This window comes from Paracoccus sp. IB05, assembly GCF_016405985.1.
Classification (GTDB): domain Bacteria; phylum Pseudomonadota; class Alphaproteobacteria; order Rhodobacterales; family Rhodobacteraceae; genus Pseudogemmobacter.
On sequence record NZ_JAEFCF010000023.1, the window covers coordinates 21293 to 38765 of the forward strand.

General features: G+C 64.9%; 15 protein-coding genes. 6 read left to right on the forward strand and 9 right to left on the reverse strand.

The annotated features are described in order from the left end of the window. Positions 1–19: 19 nt before the first annotated feature. From JC607_RS15335 to JC607_RS15350, 4 genes are all read left to right on the forward strand, one after another. Positions 20–436 carry a YeeE/YedE family protein gene (locus JC607_RS15335; RefSeq protein ID WP_198837780.1) on the forward strand — a complete coding sequence of 139 codons (417 nt, stop codon included), beginning with the start codon at positions 20–22 and terminating at the stop codon, positions 434–436. After that, complete coding sequence (locus JC607_RS15340; RefSeq protein WP_198837781.1) at positions 437–874, forward strand: DUF6691 family protein; 438 nt, start codon at positions 437–439, stop codon at positions 872–874. After that, positions 871–2613 (forward strand): SulP family inorganic anion transporter, encoded by a 1743-nt coding sequence (locus JC607_RS15345; RefSeq protein WP_198837782.1) that lies wholly within the window; start codon positions 871–873, stop codon positions 2611–2613. Before JC607_RS15340 ends, JC607_RS15345 begins: the two co-directional genes overlap by 4 nt. 164 nt (positions 2614–2777) lie before the next feature. Beyond that, positions 2778–3797, forward strand: coding sequence for a phosphotransferase enzyme family protein (locus tag JC607_RS15350; RefSeq protein ID WP_198837783.1), 1020 nt, complete (start codon positions 2778–2780; stop codon positions 3795–3797). A gap of 312 nt (positions 3798–4109) precedes the next feature. Here JC607_RS15350 and JC607_RS15355 read toward each other — a convergent pair whose 3' ends face one another. From JC607_RS15355 to trpS, 6 genes are all read right to left on the reverse strand, one after another. After that, positions 4110–6359, reverse strand: coding sequence for a heavy metal translocating P-type ATPase (locus tag JC607_RS15355; RefSeq protein ID WP_198837784.1), 2250 nt, complete (start codon positions 6357–6359; stop codon positions 4110–4112). Positions 6360–6473: 114 nt separating this feature from the next. Next, positions 6474–6815, reverse strand: a complete 342-nt coding sequence (locus JC607_RS15360; protein ID WP_198837785.1) for a tRNA-binding protein — start codon at positions 6813–6815, stop codon at positions 6474–6476. An 8-nt stretch (positions 6816–6823) separates the two neighbouring features. Beyond that, a complete protein-coding gene (gene proC / locus JC607_RS15365; protein ID WP_198837786.1) occupies positions 6824–7636 on the reverse strand; it encodes a pyrroline-5-carboxylate reductase in 813 nt (270 codons plus the stop codon). A 33-nt stretch (positions 7637–7669) separates the two neighbouring features. Then, positions 7670–8173 (reverse strand): YbjN domain-containing protein, encoded by a 504-nt coding sequence (locus JC607_RS15370; RefSeq protein WP_198837787.1) that lies wholly within the window; start codon positions 8171–8173, stop codon positions 7670–7672. Positions 8174–8388: 215 nt separating this feature from the next. Beyond that, positions 8389–8736, reverse strand: coding sequence for a hypothetical protein (locus JC607_RS15375; RefSeq protein ID WP_198837788.1), 348 nt, complete (start codon positions 8734–8736; stop codon positions 8389–8391). Positions 8737–8990: 254 nt separating this feature from the next. Beyond that, positions 8991–10052 (reverse strand): tryptophan--tRNA ligase, encoded by a 1062-nt coding sequence (gene trpS, locus JC607_RS15380; protein ID WP_198837789.1) that lies wholly within the window; start codon positions 10050–10052, stop codon positions 8991–8993. A gap of 89 nt (positions 10053–10141) precedes the next feature. Between trpS and JC607_RS15385 the strand changes: the two genes are divergently transcribed. Both JC607_RS15385 and JC607_RS15390 read left to right on the forward strand, forming a co-directional pair. Next, positions 10142–10831 carry a rhomboid family intramembrane serine protease gene (locus JC607_RS15385; protein WP_198837790.1) on the forward strand — a complete coding sequence of 230 codons (690 nt, stop codon included), beginning with the start codon at positions 10142–10144 and terminating at the stop codon, positions 10829–10831. Positions 10832–10938: 107 nt separating this feature from the next. Next, positions 10939–11784, forward strand: coding sequence for an EamA family transporter (locus JC607_RS15390; protein WP_198837791.1), 846 nt, complete (start codon positions 10939–10941; stop codon positions 11782–11784). A gap of 3 nt (positions 11785–11787) precedes the next feature. On the opposite strand, the gene murJ is transcribed toward JC607_RS15390, so the two are convergent. The 3 genes from murJ to JC607_RS15405 all read right to left on the reverse strand — a co-directional run bounded on the left by murJ (position 11788) and on the right by JC607_RS15405 (position 17381). Next, positions 11788–13338, reverse strand: coding sequence for a murein biosynthesis integral membrane protein MurJ (gene murJ / locus JC607_RS15395; RefSeq protein ID WP_198837792.1), 1551 nt, complete (start codon positions 13336–13338; stop codon positions 11788–11790). Between the two features lie 37 nt (positions 13339–13375). Next, a complete protein-coding gene (locus JC607_RS15400) occupies positions 13376–16120 on the reverse strand; it encodes a [protein-PII] uridylyltransferase (protein WP_370584825.1) in 2745 nt (914 codons plus the stop codon). 88 nt (positions 16121–16208) lie between these two features. Further along, complete coding sequence (locus JC607_RS15405; RefSeq protein WP_198837794.1) at positions 16209–17381, reverse strand: penicillin-binding protein activator; 1173 nt, start codon at positions 17379–17381, stop codon at positions 16209–16211. Positions 17382–17473: the final 92 nt, after the last annotated feature.

Genomic DNA, 17473 nt, shown 5'->3' on the forward strand with positions numbered 1-17473 from the left:
ACAGAAACGGCAGGCCGGCATGACCGGATTTACCCCCTGGACGAGCCTTGCGGGCGGTGGGCTGATCGGGCTTGCGGTGGTGCTTCTGATGGCGTTGCACGGGCGGATCCTTGGCGTCACCGGGATCGTGACGGGGGTGCTGACGGGATCGCGTGGCTGGCGGCTGGCCTTTCTGACAGGCGCGGTGCTGGCGCCCATGGGGCTCACCTTTGCCTTCGGCGCGGTGGGGTTTCACAGCCCTGCCCCCTGGCCCTGGATCCTTTTCAGCGGGCTCCTGGCCGGCATTGGCGTGAGCTTTGGCGGCGGCTGCACGTCGGGCCATGGCATTTGCGGCAATGCGCGACTGTCGAAACGCTCGGCTGTCGCGACGATTTGCTTCCTGCTGAGCGCGGCGGCGACGGTTTACGCGATCCGCCACCTGATCGGAGGTCTGTGAATGCCGGTGATTGCGGCCCTGCTGATCGGGATGGTCTTTGGCAGCGGCATTTTGCTCGGGGGGATGGCGAACCCGGCGAAAGTGCTGAATTTCTTTGATATTGCAGGAACATGGGATCCCTCGCTGGCCTTTGTCATCCTGGGGGCGCTGGCGGTGGCCGGTCCGGGTTACCGGTTTATATTGCGCCGCAGACGGCCGGTTTTCGACACTGAATTCCACCTGCCGCCCCGGCGCGGGATCGACCTGCGCCTGTTCGGGGGCGCGTCCCTTTTCGGCATCGGCTGGGGCATAGCCGGTTTTTGTCCGGGGGGTGCGATCCCGGCGCTCGGCCTCTTGCGCCCCGAGCCGCTGGTTTTTCTGATTGCCATGAGTGCGGGCATCCTCATCGCGCACCGGATACAGGGCCGGATCGCGGATAAGATCGGGAGCAGGGAATGAAGCAATTGCGCCACTGGCTGCCGATCCTCGACTGGGGGAGCCGCTATGACCGCGCGACGTTCGGCGCGGATCTGCTGGCGGCGGTGATCGTTACGATCATGCTGATCCCGCAAAGCCTTGCCTATGCGATGCTGGCGGCACTGCCGCCCGAGGCCGGGCTCTATGCCTCGATCCTGCCGCTGATGGCCTATGCGCTGTTCGGAACCAGCCGGGTGCTGGCGGTGGGCCCGGTGGCGGTGGTGTCGCTGATGACGGCCTCGGCGGTGGCGCCGGTGGTTTCAGCGGGCCTGGCGGATGCGATGACGGCGGCGATGGTGCTGGCGCTGATGTCCGGAGCGATGCTGGTCCTGATGGGGCTGTTGCGGCTGGGGTTTGTGGCGAATTTCCTCAGCCATCCGGTGATTTCGGGCTTCATCACCGCCTCGGGCCTGCTGATCGCGGCGGGGCAGCTTGGCTATCTTCTGGGCATGGGCGGCGGCGGCTCGACCCTGCCGGCGGTGGTCTCGCGGCTGTCTGAGCCGCAGGGCGTGCACCCCGCCACTGCCGGTATCGGGGTCGGCGTGCTGGTCTTTCTGTGGTTCGCGCGGAGCCGGCTGAAGCCTTTGCTGATCCGGCTGGGCCTGGGCATGACCATGGCGACGGTGATCGCCCGGGCGGCGCCGGTCATGGCGATCTTTGTGACGATTGCCCTGTCGAAAAGCTTTGATCTGGGGGCGAAAGGTGTGGCGCTGGTGGGCCAGGTGCCGGCAGGGCTGCCGGTTCCGGGGCTGCCCGCGGCGGATATGGCGCTGATCTTTGCGCTGGCACCGGCGGCCTTCCTGATCTCGATTGTGGGCTTCGTGGAATCGGTCTCGGTCGCGCGCACACTTGCTGCCAAGCGGCGCGAGCGGATCGGGCCGGATCAGGAGCTTCTGGGCCTTGGCGCCGCCAATCTTGCGGCAGGGATGAGCGGCGCCTTTCCGGTGACCGGTGGTTTTGCGCGTTCGGTGGTGAATTTCGACGCGGGCGCGCGGACCCCGGCGGCGGGGGCCTTTACCGCCATCGGAATTGCACTGGCGGCGCTGTATCTGGCGCCGCTGCTGGCCGCGCTGCCGCAGGCGACACTCGCGGCGACGATCATCGTGGCGGTGCTGTCGCTGGTGGATCTGCCGGCGCTGGCACGGGTCTGGGCCTGGTCGCGCCATGATTTCGCGGCGATGCTGGCAACGATCCTGATGACGCTGGGCTTTGGGGTCGAGGCGGGGATCTCGGCCGGGGTCGTGCTCTCGATCCTGCTGGTATTGTGGCGCGCAAGCCATCCGCATTCGGCCGTGGTGGGCCAGGTGCCGGGGACCGAACATTACCGCAATATCAGCCGTCATCAGGTGATTACCACCCCCAGGGTCCTGTCATTGCGGGTTGATGAGAGCCTCTGGTTCGGCAATGCGCGTTTTCTCGAAGAGAAGATAGAAGCGCTGGCCGCCTGCTCGCCGGGGCTGAAACATATCGTGCTGATGTGCCCGGCGGTGAATGATATCGACGCCAGCGCGCTGGAGAGCCTGGCCGATATCAACCGCCGTCTGATGGATGCCGGGATCCGGTTTCATCTCTCCGAGGTGAAGGGGCCGGTGATGGACCGGCTCCGGCGCAGCGATTTCCTCGCCGGTCTGAGCGGGGAGGTCTTTCTCAGCCAGCATGAGGCGATGTGCCGGCTGGGCGAGGGCGGCGATTGCGGCCCGGAAGCGCGCAAGGCGGGGTAAGGCGATACGCGCGGGGGAAGGCGGGGCGCGGGGTAAGGCGGGGCGCGGGGTGAAAAACCACGCGGTCCTCAGGATTCACGCTTGAAGAGCGCTGCCCCTGCGGCGAAACCTGTGATCCGTGAAAGCCGCATGAGACGGCAGGACCGCGCAGGGGGATCCGGGTTTTGGCCAAGACCGATATGGCGCTGGAAGACGAGCTGGTGGTGATCCGCCAGATGGTGGAAGCGGCTTTGCCGCTCTGGCCGGTGCCGGCGGGCGCAGAAGTGAGCCTCCTGAACATCGCCGAAAACCTGACCTGGCTGGTGGAGGCGGGGGCGTTTCGTGCGGTGCTGCGGGTGAATCGGCCGGGCTATCACACGCGGACCGGCATCGGCCAGGAACTGGCCTGGAGCCAGGCGCTGGCGCGCGATGCCGGGATCGATACGCCTGCCGTGATCGCCGGGGTGAATGGCGCGCTGGTGCAGGAGGCGCTGGTGCCGGGATCTGCGCCGGGCGAGTCGGGCGGGCGCTACATGGTGATGTTCGAATTCGCGCCGGGCCGGCAGCCGGGGCCGGATGATGATCTGGTGGCGCCGTTTCGCAGCCTGGGGGCGATTGCGGCCCGGACCCATATCCATGCGCGGGGCTGGCAATCGGCGGAACCGCTGGAGCGGCTGGTCTGGGATGAGGCGGCGGTGTTCGGCGAGGGCGCCACCTGGGGCGACTGGCGTGCCGGCCCGAATGTCACGCCTGAGATCCGCGAAGTGCTGGAGGAGGCAGAGCAGATGGTCTGCCAGCGTCTGGCGGCCTGGGGCAAGGGGCCGGCGCGCTATGGGCTGATCCATGGCGATATGCGGCTGACCAATCTGCTGATCGACGGGTCACGTACCGTCTTGATTGATTTCGACGATTCCGGGCTCGGCTGGTATCTTTACGACTTTGCGGCGGCGGTGAGCTTTATGGAGGATCACCCGCAGGTTCCGGCTTTGCGCGCGGCCTGGGTGGAGGGGTATCGCGACATAACGCCCTTGCCCGAGGAGGAGGAGCGCGAGATCGACACATTTGTCATGCTGCGGCGGATGGCGCTTCTGGCCTGGATCGGCAGTCATAGCGAGGCGCCGGAGCCCCAGGCCATGGCGCCGCATTTCGCCGCAGGAACCGCGCGCCTGGGACGGGCCTGGCTGGCGCGGCTTGCACGCGGGTGAAGGGGATTTCTCTGGCAAGGCCGGGGGGTAAGACCCCCCGGACCCCCCGCGTCGCGCTGCAGACGACCCGGGCCGCGCCAGGGGGATGAGCAGGAGGAAGACGCTGGCGCGGAATGCGGCAAGCCTGGCGAGGGGTGGTGGGCCCGTCAGCGCCAGGGCGAAGGCCAGCCTGTGCCCCCAGGGGTTGCGCGTTTCACCTGGCCTTCCGCAGGGGCGAAACGCCAGGCCGGTTGCCCCGCCTTCCGTGGTGCACGGGCTGACCCGGGGAAGGACAGCGCCAGACAGGCGGCGAGGGTTGCGAGCGCTGCCATCTCAGCCCTCGCGCCCCGGATCATAGGCCAGGAGCCGCAGCGCGTTCAGCGTCACCAGCACGGTCGCGCCGGTATCGGCGAGAATGGCGATCCAGAGCCCGGTGATCCCCAGCACCGAGGTCACCAGGAACACCGCCTTCAGCCCCAGGGCCAGGGTGATGTTTTGCCGGATATTCGCCATGGTCGCGCGCGACAGCCGGATCAGCGCCGGCACATCCGAGACCCGGTCGCGCAGGATCGCGGCATCCGCCGTCTCCAGCGCAACATCGGTGCCCGAGCCCATTGCCACCCCCACGCCCGCCTGTTTCAGTGCCGGTGCGTCATTGATGCCGTCGCCGATCATCATGACGCCGCCTTCCGCCCCCATCTCGCGGATCACCGCAAGCTTGTCTTCGGGCATCATCTGGGCGCGGAACTCCATCCCGAGGCCGCCGGCGATGGCGGCAGCGGTGCGGGGATTGTCGCCGGTGAGGATGGTCGCGCCGATCCCCATCGCCTGCAATTGCCGCATCGCATCGGCAGCGTCGCTGCGGGGCTCGTCGCGCATGGCGATCAGGCCGAGGGCCTTCGTCTCATCATAGACCGCAACCACCGTCTTGCCTTCGGATTCCAGCGTGCCGGCGCGGGTGTTCAGGGCGGCGTCAATGCCGCCGGTCGCATGCGCGTGGTGCGGGGATGAGACCCAGGCCCTGACCTCGCCCCCGGGCGTTGCGACCAGCGCCTCGACGCCCTTGCCGATGATCGCCCGGGCTTCGCGTGCGCGCAGGGCGGTGATGCCAGCGGCTGCGACACGGTCCAGCACCGCCCGGGCCAGCGGGTGCGACGACCCGGTCTCGACTGCGCCTGCAACCGCGAGAAGTTCGGCCTCGGTCGCCCCCGGCGCTGCCACCAGATCGGTCACGACGGGCTTGCCATGCGTCAGCGTGCCGGTCTTGTCAAAGGCGATGCGGCGCGTGGTGGCGGCGGCTTCGATCACCGCGCCGCCTTTCAGCAGCAGACCCTTTTTCGCGCCGGCCGAGAGTGCCGAGGCGATGGAGGCGGGCACCGAGATCACCAGCGCGCAGGGGCAGCCGATCAGCAAAAGCGCAAGGCCGCGATAGATCCAGGTATCCCAGTCACCGCCGCCCGCAAGCGGTGGTATCAGGATCACCAGCACTGAGATTCCGACAATGGCCGGCATGTAAAGCCGCGAGAAGCGGTCGATGAAGCGTTCGGTCGGGGCGCGTGCCTCTTCCGCCTCTTCGACGAGGCGGATGATGCGGGCGATGGTATTGTCCGAGGCCTCGCGGCTGACGGAGATGCGCAGCACGGCTTCGGTATTGATCGAGCCTGCGAAAACCGCGTCTTCGGGGCCTTTGCTGACAGGAATGCTCTCGCCGGTGACAGGGCTTTCATCAATGCCGCTGGACCCTTCAAGGATCGTGCCATCTGCCGGGATGCGGTCGCCGGGGCGCACGAGGACCGTCTGCCCGATGGCAAGCGCCGAGACCGGGACCTCCCGCGTCGTGCCGCCCTCTTCCAGCAATGCAGTCTTCGGCACGAGGTTCGCCAGCGCGCGGATGCCGTCACGCGCCTTGTTGGCGGCAACGCCTTCAAGCACCTCGCCCACTGCGAAGAGAAAGACAACCAGTGCCGCCTCTTCCGCCGCGCCGATGAACAGCGCGCCGATGGCGGCAATGGTCATCAGGCTTTCAATCGTGAAGGGCTGACCCATCCGCAACGCTTCGAAAGCGCGTTTCGCGACCGGGGCGACGCCGATCACACAGGCGGCGAGGAAGGCCCAATAGCCATATTCGGCACTGGTCAGCAGCTCGAAAATCCAGGCCAGCGCCAGCAGGATGCCGGTGAAAATCACCAGTCGCCCTTTGGTCGTCGCATACCAGGCCTTGCCGCGATCTGCCGGATTGTCATGCGAATGAACATGTCCCGGGGCGCCATGATCTGGAGCGCCATGACCGGGATCTTCTCCCGCCCCGCCGTGATCGTGGTCATGATCCGCGTGATCACGCCGCACCGCCGCCGGGCGACCCCTGCCGGCGCTGATCTCATAGCCAAGCCGGCGCACAACCGCTTCGACCTCTTCGGGGCTGGCACCACCCTCGCTCAGCGTTGCCGAGAGCCGCTCGCTCATCAGCGCAACGCGGACATCGCCGACGCCGGGCAGCTTTTCGACCGCCTTCGTCACCTTCACCGTGCAGGAGGCACAATCCATGCCCCCCACCTGCCATTCACGTCTGTTCGTCTCTTGCATCACCGATCCTCCGGCCGCTGGTCCGGCGGAAACTGGCCCGGCGGAAACCGGCAGCGGCCTTTTATCATCGAATCGGTTTTAATTCCTCTAGTCACTAGAGGGGCAAGCGCTTTGTCAGAACATTTTTCCGGCCAGCGGCACATCATGGCCGGGGCTCAGCAGCACAACCTCGCCCGCCTCATCCGGCACACCCAGCACCAGCACCTCGGAGCGCACCGGCCCGATCTGGCGCGGCGGGAAGTTCACCACCGCCAGAACCTGGCGACCGATCAGCTCTTCAATCGTGTAATGTCTGGTGATCTGGGCCGAGGAGCGTTTCACGCCAATGTCAGGCCCAAAATCGATCCGCAGCTTGAAAGCGGGTTTGCGGGCCTCGGGGAAGGGCTCGGCCTCGATGATCCGGCCCACCCGGATATCCACCTTCGCGAAGTCGTCATAGCTGATCTGATCTGTCATTTCCGTGCTCACTTGCCCAATTCCCGGCCCCGGTCCGCCGCGGCTTTCACCGCCCGCCTCAGAAGCGCCGGGAAGCCGGTCTCAGGCTCCATCAGCACCGCGAGGGCGGCGGCGGTGGTGCCGCCGGGCGAGGTTACATTGATCCGCAGCTGTTCGGCGCTGTCCACGGACCGATAGGCCAGCTCGCCCGAGCCGGTGACGGTCGCCCGCGCCAGTTTCATCGCGATCCCGGGGGAAAGGCCCTCGGCCTCACCGGCGGCAGCCAGCGCCTCGATCAGATGGAAGACATAGGCCGGGCCCGAGCCGGACACAGCGGTCACTGCATCGATCTGGGCCTCGGTCTCCAGCTCGACCACCTCGCCCACGGCCTGCATCAACAGCCGTGATTGCGCGATCTGCGCGGCAGAGGCATGGGCATTGCCGACAAGGCCCGAAATGCCACGCCCAACCATCGCGGGGGTATTCGGCATCACGCGGACGATCGGTGTCCTCGACCCAAGTATCTGTTCCAGCGTGGCAATCGTCGTCCCGGCGGCGATTGAGATGAACAGCGTTTCGCCATTCCCAAGCGCGGTCAGCCCCGGCAGCGCGGCACCCATCATCTGGGGCTTCACAGCGAGTATGGCGATTTCCGCGCGGTCCGGCACGCCTTTGTTCAGATGTACCCCGGTCGCTTTCAGCCAGTCCGAGGGATGCGGCTCGATCACCCAGACGGATGCCGCCGGCACGCCGAAATCCAGCCAGCCCTTCAGCAGCGCCGACCCCATTTTGCCGCAGCCAAGCAGCAAAAGCCCGTGTTCGATTTTGATATCAGCTGACATGGTCCTGCCTTTCCGCCCGTTTGGGCGGCGAGGTTAGGCGCGGCCGTAAGCCTCTGCAATGGCGACTTTCATCGCATCGACCGGCGCGCGGCCCCCCCAAAGGGTCAGCTGGAAGGCGGGGTAAAAGCGCTCGGCCGCCAGCACCGCCGAGGAAATCAGTTTGTCGATCTGTTCCGGCCCGGCCATCTGGCCGCCGGCAAGGCAGAGGCCATAGCGCCAGACCATCAGCCTTTGATCATCCCACCAGGTGAAACCGCCGGTCCAGACCGTGTCATTGCAACGGTTGATCAGCTCGTAAAGCTCGGCCATGCGGCCCTCGGGGGGCTCCATCTCGAAGGTGCAGATCAGGCGCAGGGTCTCGTCCTGATCGGACCAGGCGAGGGTCAGCGAATAGGTGCGCCACAGGCCCTCGACCGCCATGGCGATCTGGTCATCGGTGACACGGTCGAATTCCCAGGCATTGCTGGCGGCCAGCGTCTCGACGATGTCGATGGGATGGATCTCATCCGAGAGCAGATAATCTTCGGAAAGTGACATGCCCGGCCTCATCATGACGCTTCTGCCCTGTGGATAACCACCAGAAGCTGGGGAACCTGCAAGGTTATGCGGATTTATCCACAGCCCCCACCAGATATTGATTTATCCTGATTCGTTCCGCGAATCATGTAAAGCAGTTTGTTGTGGAGGATCCTGTGGAAAACCGGGCTTTCCACAGGAAATTGCGATCCGGGCGGGGCAAACTGCAATCCGGGTCAGCTTTCCGGCCCGGGCTGCGTTTTGGCCCAGCGGCGTGGATGAAAGGAGCCGTTGCTGTTGGCTGGAGAATAATAAAGCAAGCTGGCATCCACACAGTCTGCGCCCATATGCTTTGTGAAGATGGGGCGAAAGATGGCTCTGAACTGCTCAAAGACCTCTGCCTGCCTTTCCGGATCGTAACCGTCGGCGATCAGAAGCCAGTCGGTGAAGTCTTCGGCTGTGACCGGGCCTGATTGCGGAAGGAAATCTGTGAAATGCACGAAGACCCCGGTATGGCCAGAGCCGCAAAAACCGTATTTGGCACAGACTTCGCCTGCCAGCCGGTCAAAACCTGTCATTTTCATGGGAGATAGCCGCTGAGGCGCGGCGTGTTGTTACAACGCCCTTATCATGGTGACCGGCGGGCGCGGTGTAAATGGCAAAGGCGCCCGCGGGCAGAAAATGACCCCCGCGCAGACTGCACGGGGGCCAGGTCATCGGGTGGGGCCGGAGGGGCAGGGGATGCCACACCGGCAAAGGGGGGACAGGACCTCCCGAAGCGACTCGGATCCTGCCAGCGCCTCGATTCAGGCTTGTGACAATGTGGCCCTGCGGCCAGTCACCTGCCGCGAGAGCCAATCATGCCGACAATCTCTTTCGTCCTGGCAAGGATCGGGCTGGCAATGGCATCGGCGCGGTCAGCGCCTTCGCCAAGGATGCGGTCGATCCCGGCCGGGTCCTGCATGTAGCGGTTCATTGCCTCGGTGATCGGTGAAAGCTTTGCCACCGCAAGATCGGCGAGGCGCGGCTTGAAGGTGCCAAATTGCGCCCCGGCGAATTCCTGGATCACCGCTTCGGCGCTGACCCCGGCCAGGGCTGCGTAGATATTCACGAGGTTCTTCGCCTCGGGCCGGTCCTTCAGGCCCTCAACGGTCTCGGGCAGCGGGTTCGGATCGGTGGTCGCCTTGCGGATCTTCTTCGCGATCGTGTCGGCATCATCGGTGAGGTTGATGCGGCTGGCATCTGACGGGTCGGATTTCGACATTTTCTTCGTGCCGTCGCGCAAGGACATCACCCGGGTGGCGGTGCCCTCGATCAGCGGTTCGGTGATCGGGAAGAAGTTGACGCCGTAATCATGGTTGAACTTCGCGGCAATGTCGCGGGTCAGTTCGAGATGCTGTTTCTGATCTTCGCCCACCGGCACGCCGGTCGTGTGATAGAGCAGGATATCCGCCGCCATCAGCGACGGATAGGCCAGGAGGCCAAGGCTGGAATTTTCGGCATTCTTGCCAGCGGTCTTATCCTTGAACTGCGTCATCCGGTACATCCAGCCGATGCGGGCGACGCAGTTGAAGATCCAGGCCAGCTCGGCATGTCCCGTCACCTGGCTCTGGTTGAAGATGATCGAGCGCGCCGGGTCGATGCCGCTGGCCAGATAGGCCGCCGTGATCTCGCGCGTCTGGTGGCGCAGCTTTTCGGGATCCTGCCAGACGGTGATCGCATGCAGATCGACGACGCAATAGATCGTCTCGATCCCCTCATCCTGCTTTTCGGCAAACCGCTTCAGCGCGCCGAGGTAATTCCCCAGCGTCATACCGCCCGAGGGCTGGATGCCGGAAAAGATCCGCGGCGTGAAACCTGGATTGGAGCCGCCCTGACCCGGGGTCTCTTGCGAGGACATGATGCTCTCCGTCTGGAAAAACTGACCTGCACGGCGTAAGGCTTCGCAGGAGGGGCGTCAACATCGCGCCCGAAGGGGATGCGTGCCGCATGTATGATACCGATCCGAATGCCAGCCCGATCAACCAGCTGCCCTGGGTCGTCTGGGTGCTGGCGCTTCCGATGATCGCGGCCGAGATCGTGCTGGGTCTCGCCGAGGCCGGGGTGATCGGGGGGCCGGGGGGCATCGGCTGGCGCCAGAGCGCCCTGATGGATTACGCGGTGGCGCGCAATGTCGTTGAGTATTTCTGGGCCAACCGGGTCTGGGATGAGCTGGCTCTGCGCTTTGCGGCCTTTCCCTTCGTGCATCAGACCACGACCAGCGCGCTGTTTGCGGTGGTCCTGTTGCTGGCGCTTGGCAAGATGGTCGGCGAGGTCTTCCGCTGGTGGGCTGTCCTGGGCGTGTTTTACGGGGCAAGCTGGGTCGGGGCCTTCGCCTTTATCGCGCTGGTGCCCTATGAAAATTACCCGCTGATCGGGGCCTATTCCGGGGTTTACGGGCTGATCGGGGCCTTTACCTTCCTTTTGTGGGTGCAGCTGATCGGGACCGGCTCGAATGGCTATCGCGCCTTCACGCTGATCGGGATGCTTCTGTTTGTGCAGCTTTTGTTCGGCGTGCTGTTCGGCGGCGGCTTTGAATGGATCGCCGAAGTGGCCGGTTTCGCCGCCGGTTTCGCGCTGTCCTTCCTTGTCAGCCCCGGCGGCTGGGGTCGGGTCCGCGCGCGGCTGCGTAATCGCTGAACTCGGTTGGTGCGCATGGGCTGTCCCGGCTGCGCGCGCCGGTTGGTTGCGCCTGTGCCGGAGATGGATGACAGAGGGGCCGATCCCAGGCACTGCAGGAAAGACCCATGATCGGACCAAAAACCGGAGCCGCCATCTGCACCATTCTCTGGGGCTTCACCTATATGCTGGCCGGGCGCTGGCTGCCGCCGCATCCGGAAATGGCCGGCGCGGTGCGGGCGGTGGGGGGGGCCGGTTTCCTGTTTCTACTGAGCCGCGAATTGCCTAAGGCGGGCTGGTGGGGCCGGATGATCGTGCTCGGGACGCTGAATGTCGGGTTCTTCTTCGGGCTGTTTTTCATCGGGGCGATGCGGCTCCAGGGCGGGGTCGCGGCGGTGTTTCAGGCGCTTGGCCCGGTCCTCGTGCTGTTGATGGCCTGGGCGATCCTGCGCCGCCGGCCGACAGGGCTGCAATTCTTCGCGGTGCTGCTGGGCCTTGTGGGCGTGGCGATGGTTGTGCTGAAGGACGGTGCGGCGATTGACGGGATCGGGGTTGCGGCGATGCTGGGCTGTGTGCTGTCGATCTCGCTCGGGGGCGTGCTGCTCAGCCGCTGGGGCAGCCCGGGGATCAGCATCACTTCTTTCACGGCCTGGCAATTGCTGATCGGCGGTATCGAGCTGACGCTGGTCGCGCTTTTGATCGGCGATTTCCAGGGGCCGCTGACCGGGCTGAACATCGTGGCCTTTGTGATCCTTGCCATCGTGCTGACCGGGATCCCGTTCCTGTTGTGGTTCCGGGGGATCGAGGCGGTGGGGGCGGTCGCGATCATGCCGCTGATCCTCTTGACGCCGGTAACGGCGCTGGTGCTGGATGCGGCCCTGTTGCAGATCATGCCCACGGCGCTGCAAATCGCCGGGGTTGTGGTGGTGATCTCATCGCTTCTGATCAATCAGCGCGCCATGGCGGCGCGCTGAGATTTACGCCCGCTTGCCGCGTCTGAGTGAGGATTTCAGATCGGCGAGGTTCATGGCGCCGGTGAGCGTCGCGGCAAGGAAATAGCTCGCCATCCCCGCCAGAACCAGGACCAGAAGCAACGGCGTCCGGGTGCCTTTTTCGGTCACGGCATCACCCAGGACCCAGACCAGCCCAAGCAGAACCGCACCCATCAGCAGCGAAGACAGGATGATCCGGGGCAGCCGCTTGCGGAACCGGTCATCCATCGTGGCCGAAATCCCCATGCTGCGCGAGCCAAGCCAGAGCTGGACCACCATGATCCAGGCCGAAACCGTGGTCGCAATCGCCGCCGCGAGAAAGCCGATCAGCGGCATCAGCGCGACCGCGACAACCAGGTTCACCACCATCGCGACCACGGCATAATTGAACGGGCGCCTCGTGTCATGGCGGGCGTAAAACTGCGGTTGCAGGACCTTGTGCAACACGAAGGCCGGCAGGCCCGCGCCGTAGATCGCCAGCGCCAGCGCGGTATTGTCGGCGGCATGGGCGCTATAGGCGCCACGCTCGAAAATCACGCCGATGATGGGCCGCGCGATCACGATCAGCGCCACAGCGGCGGGCAGGGTCAGCAAAAGCGCAAATTCCGCCCCGCGCGAGAAACTGAACCGCGCGCCCTCGGCATCCGAGGCCCGCAGCCGCCGCGCCAGTTCCGGCAGCAAGACGACGCCAATCGCGATCCCCACCACGCCCAGCGGCAGCTGGTAAAGCCGGTCGGCATTGTAAAGCCAGGTCATGGCGCCATCGGTATAGCTCGCAACCCGGCGGCCAACGACCAGATTGACCTGAACCACGCCCCCCGCCAGTGCCGCCGGGGCGGCGATGATGGCAAGGCGTTTCAGCTCGGGCGTCCATTTCGGGAGCTGGAACGGCAGCGAAAACCCGAGCCGCTTCAGCGCCAGCCACACGGCCACAAGCTGCAACACGCCCGAGATCGAGATCGCCCAGGCCAGCGTGACGCCCATATCCCAGCCGAACCGGCGCGCAAGCAGCATGCCCGCGATCATCGTCAGCGACAAAAGCGCGGTAACAGCCGAGGTTGCGAGGAACCGCCCCATCGAATTCAGCACGCCAGACAAAAGCGCGGTCAGCGAGATGAAAAGAATATAGGGAAATGCAATCCGGCCATAGGTGATCGCCAGATCAAAGCGGGTATCCACCTCGAACCCGGCCGCGAGGATCCAGACCAGCACCGGCATCGCCACGATACAGACCGCCGAAAAGACCGCGAGAAAGGCCGCCATTGTCCAGAACGCGTCGCGGGCAAAGCCATTGGCATCCTCGCCCGCCTCCAGCTTTTTGGCATACATCGGCACAAAGGCCATGTTGAAGGCGCCCTCGGCGAACAACCGGCGGAACATGTTTGGCAAGGATTGCGCCGCGACCAGCGCCTGGCTGACCGGCCCGTCCCCCAGATAGGCCGCCATGAACATATCTCGCACGAGGCCCGCGACGCGTGAAATCAGCGTCCAGAAGCCTACGGTGAGGAAGCCCGCCACCAGCCGGATCGGTTTCATTTCGGGATCTGCTCCTCGCGCCTGCGATCTGTGTTGTTCAGCCCTGGGCCTGCGCCCGTTCTGCACCATCGCTTATCGCCTGGCGCAGCTTTTTTTCCAGCGCTTCCTGGCGCCGTTTTTCGTGCAGTTTCAGCCCGAACGTGTCTTTCACATAGAATGTGTCGACCACCTGGGCGCCGTAAGTCGCGATCACCGCCGAAACGATCGAGATGTTGTTATTCGCCAGCGTCCGGGTCAGGTCATAAAGCAGACCCGGGCGGTCGCGGGTATCGACCTCGATGATCGTGTAGATATCCGAGCCTTCGTTATCGATGGTGATATGGGTCGGAAAGCGGAATTCACGCTCGCGCCGTTTCACCTTGTCGCGGTCCTTCAGGGCCTCGCGCGCCACGACCTGGCCACGCAGCGTCTTTTCGATCATGCCACGCAGCCGGGGCAGGCGGGAAATCTCATAGGGGTGGCCCTCGGCATCCTGAACCCAGAACACTGCCGTGGCATAGCCGTCTTTCGACGTATAGGTGCGGGCATCGACCACATTGGCGCCCACCAGCGCCAGCGCGCCTGCGAGGCGCGAGAAGATACCGGGGTGATCGGCCAGCGCGAAACAGGCGCGGGTGGCATCGCGCGAGAGATCCGGCTCCAGATCGATCCGGATCTCGTCATCGCCGATCCCGAGCAGCAGCCGCGCGAAAACGGCCTGGGTCGAGGTTTCAAGCCCCTGCCAGTATTGCGGATAATGGCGTTGCGTCTCGGTACGCAGGTCTTTGGCGTCCCAGTCGGGCAGGGCCTCGCGCAGGGCCCGCTTCGCCTCATCGGCGCGGTTCTCGCGGTTGACGGTTTCCAGCCCCGCCTCCAGCGCCTCGGCAGTGACCTGGTGGAGCTGACGCAGCAGCATCGCTTTCCAGTTGTTCCAGGTGTTCGGCCCGACGCCCCGGATATCGCAGACCGTCAGCACCGTCAGCAGGTCAAGGCGTTTGCGGGTCTTTACCGCTTTGGCAAAATCCCTGACCGTGCGCGGATCCCCGATATCGCGTTTCTGCGCCATGTCGGACATCAGAAGATGCCAGCGCACCAGCCATTCGACTGTCTCGCATTCTTCATCATTCAGCCCAAGACGCGGCGTCACCCGCCGGGCGATCTGGGCGCCAAGGATCGAATGGTCCTCGGGTCGGCCCTTGCCGATATCATGCAGCAAAAGCGCGACATAAAGCACCTTGCGGCTCACGCCGGTCTTGAGGATTTCCGATGACAGCGGCAGCTCTTCGATCAGCTCTTCGCGTTCGATCTGCGCCAGGGTCGAGATGCATTGGATCGTGTGTTCATCCACCGTGTAGGAATGGTAGACGTTGAATTGCATCATCGCGACGATGGGCTCGAATTCGGGGATGAACGCGGCCAGCACGCCCAGCTCGTTCATCCGCCGGAGCGAGCGTTCCGGGTTGCCATGTTTCAGCAGCAGATCAAGGAAGATCCGCGCCGCTTCGGGGTCTTCGCGCATCTCGTCATCGATCAGCGCGAGATTCGCGGTGACCAGACGCATGACATTCGGGTGCAGCAGATAGCCGGTCCGCAGCCCTTCCTCAAAAACGCGCAACAGATTCAGTTTATCTTTCAGGAACTCTGCCGGGTTCACCACGTCGATCCGGCCCTGGACCAGGCGATAGCCCGGACGGACGCGTTTGGTCAGCTTGAACAGCCCCATCAGCGAGGCCTCGCGTTTGGCGTGCCGTGCCTCGAGCCCGGTCAGGAAGATGCGGGTCAGCTCGCCGACCCGGGTGGCATGGCGGAAGTAATCCTGCATGAAGATCTCGACCGCGCGCCGGCCACGGGCATCCTTATAGCCCATGCGCAACGCCACCTCGGGCTGGAGGTCGAAGGTCAGCTGATCGGTCGGACGCCCGGTGATGTAATGCAGATGGCTGCGCACCACCCAGAGGAAATCCTCGGCGGCGCGGAAGGTCTCATATTCCTCGCGGGTGAAGAGACCGGCATTCACCAGCCCCGCCGCTTTCGGCACCCGGTGCAGATATTTGCCGATCCAATAGAGGGTCTGGAGGTCGCGCAGCCCCCCCTTGCCCTCTTTGACATTCGGCTCCAGCACATAGCGCTGGCCGCCCTGGCGGCGGTGGCGCTCGGTCCGCTCCGCGAGTTTCGCCTCGATGAATTCAGGCCCGGTTTTGCGGAAGACCTCATTCCAGAGCTTTTCGGCCAGATCCCCGGCCAGGGCTTCATCGCCGGTGATGAAGCGTTTCTCGAGCATGGCGGTGCGGATCGTGATGTCTTCGCGCGCAAGGCGGAGGCAATCGCGGATGGTGCGGACCGCGTGGCCGACCTTCAGCTTCAGATCCCAGAGCATGTAAAGCATCGATTCAACCACGCATTCCGCCCATGGCGTGGTTTTCATCGGGGTCAGGAACAGAAGGTCGATATCGGAATGCGGCGCCATCTCGGCGCGTCCATAGCCGCCGACTGCGAGGATCGCGAGCCGTTCGGCATCGGTCGGGATCGCCACCGGATGCAGCTTTTGCGCGATGGTGAAGGCGATGATCACCAGCTGATCCGTCAGCCAGGCCTGGGCCGAGATCAGCGGCCTTGCCTCGGCCGGATGGTCGCGGAAGGCCTCGGCCAGGGCGGCATTGGCGCGGGTTTTTGCCGCAGCCAGATGCGCGACCGCAACGGCGCGCAAGGCCTTTCCGTCAAGCCCGGGGGCAAGATCGGCGAGGATCGCCGCCGTCACGGCCTCTGTGTCGATGATCGCGTCTTCGGGCAGCAAAAGCGCAATGGCAGCCGGAACAAATCCGGCTGCCTTGTCAGTTGTTTCTGGGCCGGTCCTGGAGGCCCTCTGTCCAGCCCGCTTGCGCGGGGCCGGATCAGAGCCCGGCGCCGGAGAAGCTGCGGGGCGCAGGGTCAATCACGACCACCTGATTGTTGCGGATTTCGGCGACGGCGAGGCCGCGTTCATTGGTGCCATTGCTGCGCAGCCGGAAGATGCCGGAAACGCCCACGAAACCGGCATTCTGCGTCAGCGAGCCTGCGGACAGGTCATTGCCCTGCCGCGCCAGCGCGCCGATGGCAGCGATCCCGTCATAGGCGAGACCGGCAATCGGATGCGGTGCCGCGCCGTAAGAGGCCTGGTAGCGGTTCTGGAACTGTGCATAGAGATTGGGGTCGGGCAGGGTGAACCAGCCGCCCTGGATCCCCGGAAGACCGAGGGTCTGGGCCGGGACATCCCAGCGGGTCAGGCCAAGGAATTTCGCGGCATTGCGGTCAAGGCCATTGTCCAGCAGCAGCTGGCTCAAAAGCGGCAGCGCGCCTGCGGTATCCGCGGTCAGGAACAGGGCCGAGGCCCCGGTGTCGCGCACAGTGGAGACGATGCCCGGTGCGGCAGCCGATACGCCCTGCTGGCTGAAATCATAAGAGGCGACGCCCACGACCGTGCCGCCTGCGGCCGAGACCCCGCGCTGGATGGCGCGCTTGCCGGCCTCGCCTGCGCTATTCTTCTCATGCACGATCATGATGCGGTTGCGGCCCTGTCTGACCGCGTAAGAGGCCATGCGGCGGGCCGCATTGTCGAAGGTCGGGCCCAGCACAAAGACATTGCCGCCGGCGATATCGACATTGTTCGAGAAGGCGAGGACATTGATCCCCTTGCCGGCCATGGCGACGCCTGCGGCATTGGCCTCCTGCGCGAAGACCGGGCCGAGGATGATTTCGGCGCCTTCGGCCACGGCCTGGATCGCGGCGGCAGAAGCCTGCGACGGGTTGCCGCCGGTCTGGTAGATGCGAAGATCGATCTTCACGCCCGAAAGATCGGCGGCAGCAAGGCGCGCGGCATTGGTCAGGCTGTTGGCGAGGATCTGGTCACTGGCCTGGCCGGACCCGCCGGGCACCAGCAGCGCCACCTGTACCGGCTTTGAACGGTCGGATTTGCCGGGCGTGCCGCCGCCACCGCCTTGCGGAACGCAGGCGGCAGCAAAGAGCGCGAAGAAGACAAAAAGGAACCGGCCCAGGGACTTGCGGGCCATCGGGAATGCGGACAACATCAGGTCTCCTCACGCGGGAACCGCCCTGAACAAGGGCGCGACGACAGCGCGAAGGTTAGTTGTTTCCGGGATCGAAGTAAACGCGCGCAGAG

Excerpts from the sequence above, each read along its gene's own strand:
- JC607_RS15355 (WP_198837784.1), bottom strand. The coding sequence starts at position 6,359 with ATGCAAGAGACGAACAGACGTGAATGGCAGGTGGGGGGCATGGATTGT.
- JC607_RS15360 (WP_198837785.1), bottom strand. The coding sequence starts at position 6,815 with ATGACAGATCAGATCAGCTATGACGACTTCGCGAAGGTGGATATCCGG.
- JC607_RS15385 (WP_198837790.1), top strand. The coding sequence starts at position 10,142 with ATGTATGATACCGATCCGAATGCCAGCCCGATCAACCAGCTGCCCTGG.
- JC607_RS15335 (WP_198837780.1), top strand. The coding sequence starts at position 20 with ATGACCGGATTTACCCCCTGGACGAGCCTTGCGGGCGGTGGGCTGATC.
- JC607_RS15345 (WP_198837782.1), top strand. The coding sequence starts at position 871 with ATGAAGCAATTGCGCCACTGGCTGCCGATCCTCGACTGGGGGAGCCGC.
- JC607_RS15390 (WP_198837791.1), top strand. The coding sequence starts at position 10,939 with ATGATCGGACCAAAAACCGGAGCCGCCATCTGCACCATTCTCTGGGGC.
- proC (WP_198837786.1), bottom strand. The coding sequence starts at position 7,636 with ATGTCAGCTGATATCAAAATCGAACACGGGCTTTTGCTGCTTGGCTGC.
- JC607_RS15375 (WP_198837788.1), bottom strand. The coding sequence starts at position 8,736 with ATGAAAATGACAGGTTTTGACCGGCTGGCAGGCGAAGTCTGTGCCAAA.
- JC607_RS15340 (WP_198837781.1), top strand. The coding sequence starts at position 437 with ATGCCGGTGATTGCGGCCCTGCTGATCGGGATGGTCTTTGGCAGCGGC.
- murJ (WP_198837792.1), bottom strand. The coding sequence starts at position 13,338 with ATGAAACCGATCCGGCTGGTGGCGGGCTTCCTCACCGTAGGCTTCTGG.
- JC607_RS15370 (WP_198837787.1), bottom strand. The coding sequence starts at position 8,173 with ATGTCACTTTCCGAAGATTATCTGCTCTCGGATGAGATCCATCCCATC.
- trpS (WP_198837789.1), bottom strand. The coding sequence starts at position 10,052 with ATGTCCTCGCAAGAGACCCCGGGTCAGGGCGGCTCCAATCCAGGTTTC.
- JC607_RS15405 (WP_198837794.1), bottom strand. The coding sequence starts at position 17,381 with ATGTTGTCCGCATTCCCGATGGCCCGCAAGTCCCTGGGCCGGTTCCTT.